Source organism: Pseudomonas sp. GL_091 (assembly GCF_057837725.1).
The window spans coordinates 783,637-797,066 of sequence record NZ_CM174451.1 but is presented as its reverse complement, the minus strand read 5'-3'; the positions used below and the strand labels follow the sequence as shown (position 1 = coordinate 797,066).

Sequence of the window (13,430 nt, the reverse complement as noted above, 5' to 3'; positions counted from 1 at the left end):
AGCCCACGCGAGCGGCAAGGCTCCGCATTCCCACTCGCATGGGCTCACATTAAAAACCGACGAACGACCACCCGGCCATGGAAAACCACCGGTCTCCAAGGTCTTCCAGCGCTACCGATTTGCGCAAGAGTCGCCCCCAAAATGCTGTTGACCGCGAGCAAAACGAGCACTAAACCAGAACCGTACAAGCGCTGTCCTCGACAGCACCCAGGTAGCCAGAACCTTTAAGGCTACGCCGCATCGTGGTGGTTCTCCCCGAAGTGCGATTAGCGTCCGGCGGCTCGCACGGTCACAGCGATGTGATGGATGCCACTTCTTCCAGAATGCCCACTGCGGCAACTCATGCCCCCTCCTGGCTGCTCTGCAGCAACTTATTCGCTTGGCCATTTCTTGCGCCAACCTATTGCCCGTCTCTTTGCCCCCTAAAGAGACGGGCGCTCATCCCACTGCTGCAACCCACGCCTGATCGGGCTCTGTGGCACTTCACCGCGTGACAATCGGCATGACAAAACCGATTCGACACCTCTCGCATTAACGCTGGCAACGGTGCCGCAGCCCAGGACAGGCTGCACCTGACTGACAGTCAGGCATGCCCCGCTCGCAACGTTGATGCCTTGTCCCGCCCATGGTCTCGCGGTACCGGACTCGTCAGCCGGTGCAGCCTCCACCCGCCCGCATCCTCAGATGCGTTCAGGAGGCCAGATCGATGGGGAATGCCCGTGCTCTTGGTCGTAAGGAGCCGTCCGTTCCGCGTCAGTGAACACCCTCACAGGCCGCAGGGGCCTCTATCCCTGATAACACTCAACATCCGTGGCGGGAACGTGAGGACAACACTGGGAGAACAGGAGACAGGTGATGCTGCAATCAACATGGCGACTACCGCCGCAACCGTTGCTGGAGGCCAGCCAGGCGCCATTGGATTATCCGGTGGCCGCAATCGGTGATCTGCTGGGACCAGCCGTCGAACGCATGGCCGAGGTGATGGGCGTGCCAACCGAATTGAAGTGGTCTCTGCTTACATCGGAGGCCGAAAGTTACCAACCCCTTCGACATGAAGTTATTCCTCAGCGGAGTGTTCAGCGGCTCATATGCCACTCGGCGGCGCCATATCAGACAAGCCAGGACCATGCAAATGGCGATTCAAAAACGCTGGAAACGAGACACCCCTTGGAACTGGAATATCAAACACGTGAAATGGTTTATAGATCGGCATCTGGAAAATCACACCCCATCCACTCGGTACTACTATCTGCTCACTGTAAAACTGATCTACAAGCGTCTGGGAAAAGGCACTCGGCGGGGATCGGGCAGTGTTTTTCAATGACAAGGGACAGCCACAGGACATCTTCCAGCACAACTCAAACGGCTCACCAAAAACCCGAATGATTGCGCCTCAAGAGCCCGTCTGAGCGATACCGAAGCGCGTTATCCACCCACGACCATCGGCAACACCTTCGGCAATCCGCTGCGAGGAAGATCCTCCAACCCATCGATACCGGACGCCAAGTAACGGCTACGCCACTTGAACACTACCGGTGCCGAGATGTTCAGCCGGAAGCTGATTTCCTTGGGGGAGAGTCCGCTTTCCAGTAACAGCAGAATCGAAGCCCGGGTGACACTTCTATACGGCAGAAGTCCGGAACGGGCGATTTTCTTCAGTCGCTCGCGGTCTTCGTCCAATAGTAAAAAGTTGATTGCCTTTCTGGCCATGAAGCCTCCTTGGTTAAATCATTCAAGTCTGTTTATTTGCTGGCTGAAGCCATCAGCACGCCAAAGCAAAAGAAGGTGATACCCGACAGTTTACCGACAATCCTGGCGCCCTTGTTCGTGGAGAGCCAGCCTCTTGCGCCGTTGGCCATGAGGGCATATCCGGTATGAACCAGTACGACGAGCAAGCTATAGGACGACACCAGCAAGAAGAACTGGCTGTAGTAGTTACCCTCCGGTTTGATGAACTGAGGGAATACTGCGAGAAAGAAGAAACCGGCCTTGGGGTTCAGCAACTGGATCGACAACGCCTCGACGAATCGACGCCACGGACGCGACGAAGTGACTTTGAGTTCGGGGATAAAACTCTTTGTACGCCACATCCTGATCCCCAGGTACAACAAGTACAGTGCGCCAATGTATTTGAGAATGGTGAACGCAGTGGCCGAGGTGGCCAGGATCAACCCTACGCTACTGGCGGAAATACCCGCCACGACAAAAGCGCCCAACGCGATACCGAAGATGCCGGGCAGCGAACCGGTCCAGCCGTGACGCAGCGAGTTGGAAATCGTCAGCACCACCCCAGGACCGGGGCTGAGCACGGTCAGGGTTGCCAGAATTAGAAACAGTCCGTAACTAGCCATGAATCACTCCACTAGGCAGGGAACTCAGAAGACTCTGTGTAGCCCAAACGATGTACTTGCTTAACAAACCCGTGAACAACAACCCGGCGCCGGTGACATAGAGGCAGGGCTGAATGTGCTTGTAGTAATTCCACACGCGCTCACTGCTCAGGGCCTGAATGCACGTCGCGCCATCCAGCGGCATCACGGGCAGCATGTTGACCACACAGAGGAATAGATTGAGAGACACGCAGGTCTCCAGAAACGCGACCAACCAGGCGTGTTCCTGCACCTGGTTGCGCACACCGATGCAGAGTGCGGCCAGCAGCAGGTTTGCCACCGGCCCGGCCAGTGCGGTGCACAATAGCCCGGCCTTGCGAGAGGACATACGTAGCGGTAACCGAAAATCCTCACCAGCCGGTTGGCCGCCAGCAACAGGCCCGCCTGCGGCAAACTGATGCCGAACGCCTCTGGCTGCATGGGCAACACCAAATACAGCAGGGTATCTGCGGGCAGACAAAGGCCTAATATTGACGCGGCTCGCATCGAGGCCCGATCAGCAGTATGGGTGTTTTTGACTGACATTGGATCAACGGCCGGCGAGACAAAGTGCGGCCTTCAGATTGGCGTGAAGCGAGAACGCTGACAAACGCTTTAATTGCACCTCGGATGTGACTAAATTAGACACATGATTTCCGACCTCCCCCCCTTGAACGCCGTCCGGGCCTTCGCCGCTGCCGCTCGTCATCAGAGCTTCAGCCGTGCGGCCGAAGAACTGCATGTCAGCCACAGCGCCGTCAGCCGTCATATAAAGCTGCTCGAAGAACACCTGGGGGTGTTGCTTTTCGAGCGTCGAACCCGGCAATCCTTGCTCACGCCGGCCGGCCAGACGTTTTATGAGCAAGTCAGCGTGGCCCTGGCGCAGATCGCCAACGCCGCCACCGCCCTGACCCGGGGCGCTTCGCTGCGCAAGGTGACCATCAACGTGCGCCCATCCTTTGCGGTGCGATGGCTGATCCCGCGGCTGCCGAACTTCATGGCGCTGTATCCGGATATCCAGCCCGAAGTGGTCACCAGCACCCTGCCACCGGATCAATCGCGCGAGACATTCGACGTGGTGATCCGCCGTGGACAGTCCGGATGGTCGTCCAATGTTCAACCACAAATATTGCTGGAAGATGACTTGGTGCTGGTCGCAGCACCGTCGCTGCTGCAAAGCGTGCCATTAAACAACGCCCACGATCTGGTCCACCACACGCTGTTGTCAGGCAGAACCCGCAGCAGCGACTGGCAAAACTGGGTCGAGCACGCTGGCATCGCTCAATTGCGCAATCAGCCGATCCTGCAATTCGATCACATGCACCTGGTGTTGCAGGCCGCCGTCGATGGCCTCGGCGTGGCCCTGTGCCCGGCGTCACTACTGGGCAAGGACTTGTCCACTAGACGCCTGATCTGCCCGTTTCCCTCCTTGCGCCTGCCATTGACCCGCTATTACTACGGCGTCTCCCAGGAGGCGGCGGCTGAAACGCAGGTCTTTATCGACTGGATGTTTTCCCATATCCATCAGGACGCGACAGCCCGCACGTTATGAACTTCAGCCGAATCCTGATCATTGGCAACTCTGGCTCAGAATACAGCCCCCACACCACCAGAACCACGGGAAGTACCCGGCTCAACGAGATGGGCTATCCCGCCGACTGGATCGAGCGGCAACTCGCCCACGCCGAGCCCAATGCGGTACGGCGTACCTATAACCATGCGGCGTACCTGGCGGATCGTACGAAGATGATGCAGCAGTGGGCAGACATGCTTGATGTATGGATTCTCGGCGAAAGCAACATCACACCTCTCAGTCGAAGTGCCAATCGGTAGCAAATAGCTCCTTTACCTACTGGCGACAGCGGCGATACCGGCGACAACCCGCGTCGACGCTGGGCTGGAAGGTGGCGACAGTGTTGGCGACAGTCGCCACTTTCAGGTTCGCTGCTTCGCTCTTCCGGCCAAGCCTTCATCGCTGGGAAGGCTCACACGACAAACACGACAAATGGCTACATCGCCACCGAAGTCCACAGATTCCCAAGGCCTTCCAGTGGTCTCAACTGGCGCAACGCGCCTCCCAAAACAGCGGTTGACCCACAGCAAGACAGGGCTTAAACCAAGCCCTGAGGATAGCTGTCGCTGACAGCACCAGCCCAGGTAGCCCGAACCTTCAAGGCTACGCCACAGTGTGGTGGTTCTCCCTAAGTGCGATCAGCGTCCGGTGGCTCGCACGGTCACAACGCCGTTGTGATGGATGCCGACTACTCCAATGCGTCTGTGCAGCAGACTACCTGCCTCATCACCAACTGCCCTGCAGCAACCTCCTCCCTTAGCGCATCTCGCCCTGCTGCAGCCCTGCTGCAGCCCTGCTCGCACGGGCCTTTGCGGCTTTCCCCCTCGTGACAATCGGCGTGACAAACACCGAATGCTCACTCGCCACAGCGATGCCGATGATGGTGCCGCAGTCCATGAAATGGACTGCGCCTGACTGACAGTCAGGCATGCCCCGGTCATCAACTCGCTGCCTTCACCCGACTCAGGATCTCGCGGCACTGGCCTCGTCAGCCAGTGCAGCCTCCACCCGCCCACTTCTTCGGAGGTGTTCAGGAGGCCAGATCATGTGATGCCCAGGCTCTCGGTCGTAAGGAGCCGCCAGTCCCGCGTTAGTGGACAACCCTCACAGGTCGCAGGGGCCTTGATCCCTGATAACACTCAACAACCGTGGCGGGATGAGTGAGGACGACGTCGATAGTCTCAGGAGAAGTGCGATGCAACTGTGCGAAGCGTTCGAGCCCCCACAACCATTGCTGGAATACCAGCAGGCGCCACTGCCCTACCCGGTCGAAGCACTCGGGGATCTGTTGGGCCCTGCGGTCGAACGACTGGCCGAGGTGATCGGCGTGCCCTGCGCCATGGCCGCGCAATCGGTGCTGGCTACTGCTGCCTTGGTGAGCCAGGGTCATGCCAATGTCCAACTCGACGGTCGAACCTATCCGCTGTCCCTCTACCTACTGACGGTGGCGTCCTCGGGTGATCGTAAAAGCGCGGTGGATCAGCTGGCACTGAAGGCGGCGCGCGACTGGGAACGACAGCAGTGGGCCCTGTATGCGGAAAGGCTCAAAGCCTATCGCGCAGCCAGCAGCATCATGGCCAAACCCAAAACCTCAAAGAAACACTCGGATACGGAAGGCGGTGAGCTATCCGAGCCGGTACCACCGAGACTGATCATTGCCGAGCCCACCATTGAGGCCCTGGTCAAAAGTCTGTGCCAGGGCTTGCCCAGCATGGGCTTGTTCAATGATGAAGGCGGCCAGTTCTTGGGCAGTAGCACCATGAGCAAAGAGAACCGACTCAAGGCGATCGCCACCTTGTCGACGCTGTGGGATGGCAGCCCGATCGACCGGGCACGCTCCATGGCCGGAGAAAGCCTGCGCGCCTATGACCGCCGCCTCAGCCTACATCTGATGCTACAGCCCTACCTGGCCAACCAACTGCTCAAAGACCCGGTGATCAATGGCCAAGGCATCTTGGGCCGTTGCCTGATCAGTTGGCCCGAGCGCCTGGCCGGCCAACGGCTCTACAAGGCGATCGACCTGACCCGAGATGCCAAAATCCAGCGCTACCAACAGCGGATCACCGCCCTGCTGCAAAAGCCCTGGTCGCTTCACCAGGATGGATCACTCAATCCCGCCACACTGGAGCTGACTTCCCGTGCCCGTCGTGCCTGGATTGATATTCACGACACCATCGAGTGCCAGTCTGGCGAGTTCGGCGAGCTGGCTGGCGTCCAGCCTTTCGCGAGCAAGGCCGCGGCGAATGTACTGCGTATCGCGGGCGTGCTGGCCATGGTTGAAGAGGCCAGTGCGTTGGACGAAGCCCACATCCAGCGCGCCTCCACGCTGATGGATTACTACCTGGCCGAGATTCAGCGCCTGACCGAACAAGAGCCGGTCAATAGCCGACGCGAGGAAGCGGATCGGCTGCTGCGCTGGCTGATGCAGAAAGGCTGGACCCACTTCACCATCCGCGACGTCAATCGCAACGGCCCTCGTTTTGCCCGCAAGAGCGCTGACCATACCGCCTCTTTATTGGTCGTGCTGATCACTCATCGCTGGCTGAGCAGTCGCGACGGAAAAACTTTCGAGGTCCGCCATGTTTCGCCTCAATGACGCGGTGCGCCGCTACCAGGCGCAACATCAACCACAGCCAGAATCACGGTGTGTCGCCACCGCTGTCGCCACCCTGTCGCCACGTACCAGGCCAGCAACGACGCAGGTTGTCGCCACTGTCGCCGCTGTCGCCACACCACCCCTAGACCCTGCCCACCTCGCCCTGCTGATCGAGCAACTGCGTGAGGAAGGGGCACTGCTGCAACACCACGAGAACACCCTTCTGATCCGCCCGACGCACTGGCGGCAGATGGACAGGCTCAGCCCTCACTGGAAAGCCTTGCTGCGCTTTCTACAAACAAACGAAAACGGTGATGACAATGGCACTGGTCGGTCGGCGTGATGGTCGCAACTTCGGCTACGGCCGCCAGCTAAGCTACGCCGGCCCACAAGCGCTAAAGGATCTGTTTGCCGGTGGCCACTTCGCCACGGTCAAAGCGCATAGCGATCGCTGGCAAGCGTTCGTGCGTTGGTGTCGGTCAGAGGACGGCCCCGGTTACAACGATGCGCGCCAGATCGATCGACAGACGCTGCACGATTACGCCGCTTACCTGCGCCAGCAGATCCAGCAAGGAGAACTCGGCATCGCGACCGCGCAGAACCGCTTGAGCAGCGTCAACCGTACCCTCGCGGCGCTGCGCGGTGATCAGGACATGAGGATCGCCAGCCCGAGCCAGGCGTTAGGTCAGCAGCGCTCGAGCGTACGCACCCGCGCGCCGGATGGCCAAGACCACCAACAGGTGCAGCGAGTACTCGAGACGCTTGGCGAACAGCACCACGAGCGGGTGGCCGCGATTGTCCTGTTGGCCCGAACAACCGGTATGCGCCTGCGCGAAGCCATTCTCGCGGACCTACCACGCTTGCAACGCGAATCCGAACACTTAGGCCGCATCAACATCCAGGACGGCACCAAAGGCGGCCGCTCAGGGGCTTCCGCGCCGCGATGGATCGTGGCCAATGAAGCGGTGAAAGCGGCGCTGCAGTTGGCTCGTCATGCGTCGCCGCCCCGTAGCCGCAATTTGCTGGCCCGAGACGAAAGCTACGCCGCGTTCCTACAACAGACCGTACTCCCCGCCCGCGAAATACTGCATGAACACGGGCTGAAGGGCTTTCATGAATTGCGCGCGGCCTACGCCTGCGAGCGTTACGAACAGCTCACGGGCCGCGCCGCACCGGTCAATGGTGGTCACTGCTATCGCATTGACCGCGACCTTGATCAACAGGCGCGGCAACAGATTAGCCTTGAACTCGGGCATAACCGGATCGATGTGGTGTCGGCCTACATTGGAGGTCGAGCGTGACCAAGCCCTTCGATATGACGCTGTTCCTGAGCGGCGTACTGACCGGTTCGAAGGCCACCCAGCAACGCCACCTACGCCAAGCCCGAATCATGCAAGCGGCTATTCAACAGCGATGGCAGCGAGACAATCCCTGGACCTGGCAGTTCAAGCATGTGCGCTGGTTTCTTACTCAGCACCTGAGAGATCACTCCGAGGCCACCCAGTATTACTATCGGCTCACCGCTCTATTGGTCTGGAAGCGATTAGGGAATGACTGGCAATTGCTGATTGGTAGCTCGACTAGTCGTAGGTAGGCAGCCCCCCAGTCTCACTTGCCCGCCTTCATCTATCTCAGCGTGGATATTCTCTTGCGGATAAACCTGCTCGAAAAACACCGCCGCAATGGCAAAAAACAACCCAAACTGATTAGTCGTGACAGGCCGAAAACGGCTGATTCTGTTGAAAAAGTCGGATTTTCAGCTCGCCTGAACTCAGGCACGACCACCACCGGAGAACCTATTCACCACATTGAGTGGTTTTTCGGCCCTTCGTTGAGCTTTGCAGCTCGGTTAGTGGGTTAGTTTGAGGTTTTTTGCTTCGTGCAGGCGCACCTATCCCGTAGCAGGTGGCCCTTGAGAGGTAAATTTGGCCAGACGTCGCAGGTTCTGCACCGCGGCGGCCAACGTGAACTCATCGGACGCGCCACTCATGCCACGTAGTCGCAAGCGATCCAGTTTCAGGATGCGCTTGAGGTGGGCAAACAACATTTCGACCTTCTTACGTTCGTGGCGAGAGCGCTGATACGCCGGCGTCGCCGCGATGCGCCGAGCCACATCACGAGCGGCTTCATGGACGCTGCGGACGATCTTGCGAATCGAAGTGTTCGGGCAGCACTTGGCTTTCATCGGACAGGCAACGCAGTCAGTCTGCCGGGATCGGAAGATGATGGTGTTGGCTTTGGTGACGTGCGAACGCTCGTTCTTGAAGGCTCGCCATTCGCTGCGCAATACGTTGTCGGCCGGGCAGCGGTATTCCTCAGCCTCTTCATTCCAGTGGAAATCGTTACTCGAAAAGCTGTCGTTCTTGCGCTCGGTTTTGTCCCACACTGGCACATGCGGTTCGATGTCTTTGTCCTCCACCATCCAGGCCAGCATCGGCGCGGTGCCGTAAGCGGTGTCGCCAATGAGGCGCTGTGGCTTGATGTCGAACTGCGCTTCGACCCGATCGATCATCGTCTTGGTGCTCTCGACCTCAGCGGTGCGATGAGCCGGTGTGGGTTCCACATCCATGATCACGCCGTGCTCGGTATCGATCAGATAATTCGTGGAGTAAGCGTAGAAAGCTGGGCCGCCTGGAGCCGCGGTCCAGCGAGCCTGAGGATCCGTCAGCGACAGGCGCTTCGGTAGCGTTTCGGCCAAAGCCTCTTCATCGAGGCCTTCAAGGTACTCACGCACGGCGCGGGTGCTCAGGGCCGGATCGCTCCAGTTGACCGGTTCATCACCCGGTACGCCACGCTGCCGACTCGCATCCGCTTTGATGATGCTGGCGTCCACGGCAAAGCCTTCGCCTTTAACCAGGCCTGCGTCCATGCAGCGACGCAGCACTTCATTGAACAACCAGCGAAACAGATCACTGTCTCGAAAGCGGCCGTGTCGATTTTTGGAAAAGGTCGAGTGGTTGGGGACTTCATCTTCAAGGCTCAACCGGCAGAACCAGCGATACGCCAGGTTCAAATGGGCCTCTTCGCACAACCGCCGCTCGGAGCGAATGCCGTAGCAATAGCCCAAGATCAGCATGCGGATCATCAGTTCAGGATCAATCGACGGACGCCCAATCGGGCTATAGAAATCGGCGAGGTAATGGCGCAGGTCGTTCAGATCAAGACACCGATCAATGCTGCGCAGAAGGTGATTGGCGGGAATGTGATCTTCAAGGTTGAACGAGTAAAACAGCCGCTCCTGCCCACTCGATAACTGTCCCATCATGCTGCGTGCTTCCCTGCTGGCCAATGCAGAGATTTTGCCGCAGGCCAGACAGGGGAGCTACTTTTTCAACAGAATCGGCCAAAAGCGGTCAATCGCAGATGTACAAAGCGACAGGCACTTCACTCCCTTGAGTGCGGATTGTGAATGGGCTTTCGCTCATCAGCTAACCTCTCACTGGGCTGTCTGGCAAGCTTTCCAGCAGCGAAGCATGTTCACCAAGATAAACTCCGACTGCTAGAAAACTCACCAATATTTATATGTTCGCATTACGTCAGTACTTCAATTTGAGTTGCAATTTTACTATCCCCGCTATTCGCAGGATAAAATCTGACCCTGGCATCTAAGCGTAAAATTTTCTTTTTATCAGACTCGACTAAGGAATCAACGCTGTAAAAATATTTTACATTATTGTCGCAAGATAAAAATCCAATCTCGCGACCCGAATGTATGAATGAAACTTTTCCTTCTATTTTGCCCGGCAACGATGCCTGCTCGATAAGATCACTACTGACCTGCGCTACCCGCCCAATCCATATACCGTCTTTTAATGTTCTATCTTTATTTATTTTCTCTGTCCCTTCCACGTAATGCGTAGGCACATCCTTTAGTACGGAATAGGCGTAATCAAAAGCATATATAGTGCTGCGCCGCCCAGAACCTAACTCAACAACATTTATTATATTATGCTCTTTCGATTTTCCAGTATACTTGTATAGAACTGGAGACATATTAGGGAACGTAAACTTGTAAGCTCGTCGAGACTTGCAAACACTCACCAGCACATCCAAAAAGTCTCGCTCTTGGGCATTGAATAAAGACTCAATACCATCCGCATGTTCTTTTAAAGCCTCAAAGACACACTCTTTAGTGACTAGTAAATTATCAAAATCGTCCCGATACGTTACACTCATTGACGAATCGATGAGCTGCATCAGCCTCCGCATGTTTCCTTGCGATGAATATATCAACTGCTCCAAACAGTCGCCGTAATCATCCGCACTTACAGAAAAGACATCGGAGATGTTGTATTTTATATCTTCATACGAATTAGGATTCAAATAGTTCTGTATTAAAGCAATGACCTTCTTTCGAAACCTCAAATACTCCCTTGTAGTTTCATAACCCTCTTCAAGCCTTACCGCATCACCATACCTCGTTTCGGTCAAGATGTCTGAATAAGAGTGCGGATAAACGGCTATTTTGGTACGAATGAATTCAGCTGTTCTAAACTGATTCATTATAACCTCGAAGAATGCTGAACCATCTTCATTCTGGAAAAACTTCTTATCAAGCGAACCTGCTTCATCCAAAAGCAGCAAAATCTTACCGGATTGCCCTTCGAGTAGATTGCGGTAACATTCTTCGATGTCTTTTATGCCAGGATTGGGTTTGTTTTTTATTTCCGTGAAGTGATTGTTTTTCCATTCTGCAGAAAGTTCGAGAAATTTAGATTTCACTCCACCCTTCAGTCCTAAATCCGTTGTTACCCTCTCAACGTATTCTGTGCTTCCTAGTTTTGCAAGCTGTTTCAGACTTTTAGAAAGCTTATGCGCCGAGTACAACTCATCTTTTAAAACCCTAAAACCGGAGTGCAGTCGTGCCAGTTCAATACCATCCTCCAAGTGCAGGTATATAGAAGTTAGTTCCTCTATTATTTTTATAATTATTGCTTTATAAATTTCGGCCGGATCTTGGATGTGCTGAAAATCACTAAGCCTAACAAAAACAGGTAAAACTACGTCTTCTGTTCCGTCGATTAAGCTTGGAACGATGCCGTACAGATAAAATGCATAATTTGCTCGCAAGTACATAGTCTTGCCAGACCCCATCCTCCCCTTAACAATTGAGTTTTCATAGTCAAAAGGAGTGGTAAGACCTGACAAAGGATTTACATATAAATTCAAGATACTTGACAGTTCAAACTCATCAGCATTTCGTGTTTTGAAGGGTCTGGATCTGAAAAGCGCTTCCGTATCTTTCTTCACTATATATTTCCCTATGTATGAGATGCAAAATTGCGGGCATGTTGATGGATCCTTGTTTGCCCATTTGCTAATGCCTGCCGTATCGCCATCCATATTTTTGAGGTCGATACAGGTATCGCTTGAGTGTAATGCAAGTATTCGAAGATGCAAACCGAATAATTTTGGCTTATATCTTCAGTGTTTTACTGGAACGGCTCGCAATTACGCATGCGAACAAATGCCCTAGCCAACCGAGAATCCGATGATGGCGAAAGCAGCCTTGCATGAAGGTTCGCTTCTGGCCGATTCTGTTGAAAAAGTCGGTCTGCCAAAACTGCTTGATCATTGACTGGTGAAAACGCTTTTTTGCGCGCTGCTACGCGAAATCCGAGTCCGAAAACCTCTGCCAAAAGCAAAGATTTCAATCTCGGACGCGTACTTTCCCGATGCGCAAACCATGGCTGACTTTTTCAACAGAATCGGCCGATAACAGCCTCTCGACAATGGCTGCAGTCGACGATGAGGGAACGTTAGAACAGGAAAAACAAATCTGTCCCCGTTCTTACAAGTGCAGACATGGATTGAAAAAAAAGCCGCCAGGAGGGCGGCCTAATTTACACTTTTCTTTCGGAGAGCTCCTTGAGGGATGTCTCGACCTTGGTGGATATCTCGCTTATATCCGGCCCCTTGACATTGAGCGCATCTATTTTAGCTTTCAAGCTCTCGATATCAGTGATCAACTTGCTTATATCCACATCAGCTTGGAGCTCATAAGCTTTTTCTTTTAAAAACGCAGAGAGCCGATCATCCTCTAACTTTCTCTTAAGCTTAATCCAGCCCAGCGCACTACCAGCTGCAAATATGGCAGCTGCCACGGGCAATGCTGCAGCTATGCCTGACGAAGCGAGAGCTGCGGCGCCACCCGCCACGAGAGATAAAGAAAGAAGATTCTTCCCCTCAGTTCCTTCGTCAGCGGCCCTTACGGTGTAGTCCGCCGCTTTCTCGTGAAGTGTCGAAATAAGGTCAGTAATCGAGTCGCGCACGTCGATCATTAATTATCCTCCTTGCCAGAAGACTTGGAGTAAGCCGACAGTATTCCAGTCAGGCCAAGCCCTGCTGCTAGTGCCTGGCTAATGGTTGTTGGGCCGGTTAGGGGAAGAACAATAATGGCTCCAATCATAGATGAAAAAACCATATCGCCAAATATTGTCTTTGGCTTTCCGTTATTTCCTACATCAATATTAAGGGCTGCAAACAAGGAGAAAGGCTGCCTATTATTGAGACGATTCATCACATACAGGACAAAAGCACCGCTAAATGCGAAGAAGTGTAACTTCACATATCCTCCAACGGCCACCAATGCAAGCAGCCACTGCGGTAGACCTTCTCCAGCCAATCTAATTCTCCTCATCCATAGCAGTCGAGGCTAATGAGCCCCATTCGCAGAGCATTCATCTGATCTGTCGCTCTTTTTTACTATCCTAGCCGATCCCGCCTATTGAGTCAGCAGCCACAACCTAATCAGCCCAAACCAGCGTCTTCTCTCGGCGCTCCGCCAGATGCTGGACAATCATGCGCAGCTACAGAGGACATCATTTGTGCACTCTGACATGTAGTGGGCTGTTTCCTTGCACCGGATCAGCCAAGCGCCAATTGTCTATGC

Annotated in this window: 14 protein-coding genes and 2 pseudogenes; 8 read left to right on the top strand and 8 right to left on the bottom strand. The window is 54.9% G+C overall.

What is annotated here, in order from left to right:
• The first annotated feature begins 1,132 nt into the window (after positions 1–1,132).
• A complete protein-coding gene (locus AC3ITY_RS03570) occupies positions 1,133–1,324 on the top strand; it encodes a hypothetical protein (RefSeq protein WP_317851112.1) in 192 nt (63 codons plus the stop codon).
• A 101-nt stretch (positions 1,325–1,425) separates the two neighbouring features.
• On the opposite strand, the gene AC3ITY_RS03565 is transcribed toward AC3ITY_RS03570, so the two are convergent.
• From AC3ITY_RS03565 to AC3ITY_RS03550, 4 genes and pseudogenes are all read right to left on the bottom strand, one after another.
• Positions 1,426–1,710 carry a helix-turn-helix domain-containing protein gene (locus AC3ITY_RS03565; protein WP_411740698.1) on the bottom strand — a complete coding sequence of 95 codons (285 nt, stop codon included), beginning with the start codon at positions 1,708–1,710 and terminating at the stop codon, positions 1,426–1,428.
• Positions 1,711–1,742: 32 nt separating this feature from the next.
• On the bottom strand, positions 1,743–2,351 hold the full coding sequence (locus AC3ITY_RS03560; protein WP_489307656.1) for a LysE family translocator: 609 nt from the start codon (positions 2,349–2,351) through the stop codon (positions 1,743–1,745).
• Positions 2,344–2,718, bottom strand: coding sequence for a site-2 protease family protein (locus AC3ITY_RS03555; RefSeq protein ID WP_489311065.1), 375 nt, complete (start codon positions 2,716–2,718; stop codon positions 2,344–2,346). The genes AC3ITY_RS03560 and AC3ITY_RS03555 overlap by 8 nt, the downstream gene beginning before the upstream one ends.
• Positions 2,718–2,915: pseudogene (locus AC3ITY_RS03550) on the bottom strand (MFS transporter); the annotation flags it as partial. The pseudogene AC3ITY_RS03550 and the gene AC3ITY_RS03555, both read right to left, overlap by 1 nt.
• 103 nt (positions 2,916–3,018) lie before the next feature.
• Here AC3ITY_RS03550 and gcvA point away from each other — a divergent pair.
• From gcvA to AC3ITY_RS03515, 7 genes and pseudogenes are all read left to right on the top strand, one after another.
• Entirely contained in the window at positions 3,019–3,921 is a 903-nt protein-coding gene (gene gcvA / locus AC3ITY_RS03545) for a transcriptional regulator GcvA (protein WP_489307654.1), read from the top strand.
• A gap of 23 nt (positions 3,922–3,944) precedes the next feature.
• Positions 3,945–4,202: pseudogene (locus tag AC3ITY_RS03540) on the top strand (tyrosine-type recombinase/integrase); the annotation flags it as partial.
• Positions 4,203–5,137: 935 nt separating this feature from the next.
• Positions 5,138–6,538 carry a YfjI family protein gene (locus tag AC3ITY_RS03535; RefSeq protein ID WP_489307652.1) on the top strand — a complete coding sequence of 467 codons (1,401 nt, stop codon included), beginning with the start codon at positions 5,138–5,140 and terminating at the stop codon, positions 6,536–6,538.
• Positions 6,522–6,881, top strand: a complete 360-nt coding sequence (locus AC3ITY_RS03530) for a hypothetical protein (protein WP_489307651.1) — start codon at positions 6,522–6,524, stop codon at positions 6,879–6,881. The genes AC3ITY_RS03535 and AC3ITY_RS03530 overlap by 17 nt, the downstream gene beginning before the upstream one ends.
• The gene (locus AC3ITY_RS03525) at positions 6,859–7,839 is read left to right on the top strand and encodes an integrase domain-containing protein (protein ID WP_489310766.1); all 981 of its coding nucleotides are present in this window, start codon (positions 6,859–6,861) and stop codon (positions 7,837–7,839) included. Before AC3ITY_RS03530 ends, AC3ITY_RS03525 begins: the two co-directional genes overlap by 23 nt.
• On the top strand, positions 7,836–8,132 hold the full coding sequence (locus tag AC3ITY_RS03520; protein WP_489307650.1) for a hypothetical protein: 297 nt from the start codon (positions 7,836–7,838) through the stop codon (positions 8,130–8,132). The genes AC3ITY_RS03525 and AC3ITY_RS03520 overlap by 4 nt, the downstream gene beginning before the upstream one ends.
• An 18-nt stretch (positions 8,133–8,150) precedes the next feature.
• Positions 8,151–8,399: a hypothetical protein gene (locus AC3ITY_RS03515; RefSeq protein ID WP_489307649.1), complete on the top strand. Its 249-nt coding sequence runs from the start codon at positions 8,151–8,153 to the stop codon at positions 8,397–8,399.
• 30 nt (positions 8,400–8,429) lie between these two features.
• Here AC3ITY_RS03515 and AC3ITY_RS03510 read toward each other — a convergent pair whose 3' ends face one another.
• The 4 genes from AC3ITY_RS03510 to AC3ITY_RS03495 form a co-directional block, all read right to left on the bottom strand.
• On the bottom strand, positions 8,430–9,803 hold the full coding sequence (locus AC3ITY_RS03510) for an IS1182 family transposase (protein WP_489307648.1): 1,374 nt from the start codon (positions 9,801–9,803) through the stop codon (positions 8,430–8,432).
• A 266-nt stretch (positions 9,804–10,069) separates the two neighbouring features.
• Positions 10,070–11,788: a hypothetical protein gene (locus AC3ITY_RS03505; RefSeq protein WP_489307646.1), complete on the bottom strand. Its 1,719-nt coding sequence runs from the start codon at positions 11,786–11,788 to the stop codon at positions 10,070–10,072.
• 593 nt (positions 11,789–12,381) lie between these two features.
• Positions 12,382–12,819, bottom strand: a complete 438-nt coding sequence (locus AC3ITY_RS03500; protein WP_489307645.1) for a hypothetical protein — start codon at positions 12,817–12,819, stop codon at positions 12,382–12,384.
• Positions 12,819–13,163, bottom strand: coding sequence for a hypothetical protein (locus tag AC3ITY_RS03495; protein WP_489307644.1), 345 nt, complete (start codon positions 13,161–13,163; stop codon positions 12,819–12,821). Before AC3ITY_RS03495 ends, AC3ITY_RS03500 begins: the two co-directional genes overlap by 1 nt.
• Positions 13,164–13,430: the final 267 nt, after the last annotated feature.

Bases quoted from the DNA above. Each gene is read 5' to 3' on its own strand.
- AC3ITY_RS03530 (WP_489307651.1), top strand. From the start codon at position 6,522: ATGTTTCGCCTCAATGACGCGGTGCGCCGCTACCAGGCGCAACATCAA.
- AC3ITY_RS03535 (WP_489307652.1), top strand. From the start codon at position 5,138: ATGCAACTGTGCGAAGCGTTCGAGCCCCCACAACCATTGCTGGAATAC.
- AC3ITY_RS03500 (WP_489307645.1), bottom strand. From the start codon at position 12,819: ATGATCGACGTGCGCGACTCGATTACTGACCTTATTTCGACACTTCAC.
- gcvA (WP_489307654.1), top strand. From the start codon at position 3,019: ATGATTTCCGACCTCCCCCCCTTGAACGCCGTCCGGGCCTTCGCCGCT.
- AC3ITY_RS03560 (WP_489307656.1), bottom strand. From the start codon at position 2,351: ATGGCTAGTTACGGACTGTTTCTAATTCTGGCAACCCTGACCGTGCTC.
- AC3ITY_RS03525 (WP_489310766.1), top strand. From the start codon at position 6,859: ATGGCACTGGTCGGTCGGCGTGATGGTCGCAACTTCGGCTACGGCCGC.
- AC3ITY_RS03570 (WP_317851112.1), top strand. From the start codon at position 1,133: ATGGCGATTCAAAAACGCTGGAAACGAGACACCCCTTGGAACTGGAAT.
- AC3ITY_RS03555 (WP_489311065.1), bottom strand. From the start codon at position 2,718: ATGTCCTCTCGCAAGGCCGGGCTATTGTGCACCGCACTGGCCGGGCCG.
- AC3ITY_RS03510 (WP_489307648.1), bottom strand. From the start codon at position 9,803: ATGATGGGACAGTTATCGAGTGGGCAGGAGCGGCTGTTTTACTCGTTC.
- AC3ITY_RS03565 (WP_411740698.1), bottom strand. From the start codon at position 1,710: ATGGCCAGAAAGGCAATCAACTTTTTACTATTGGACGAAGACCGCGAG.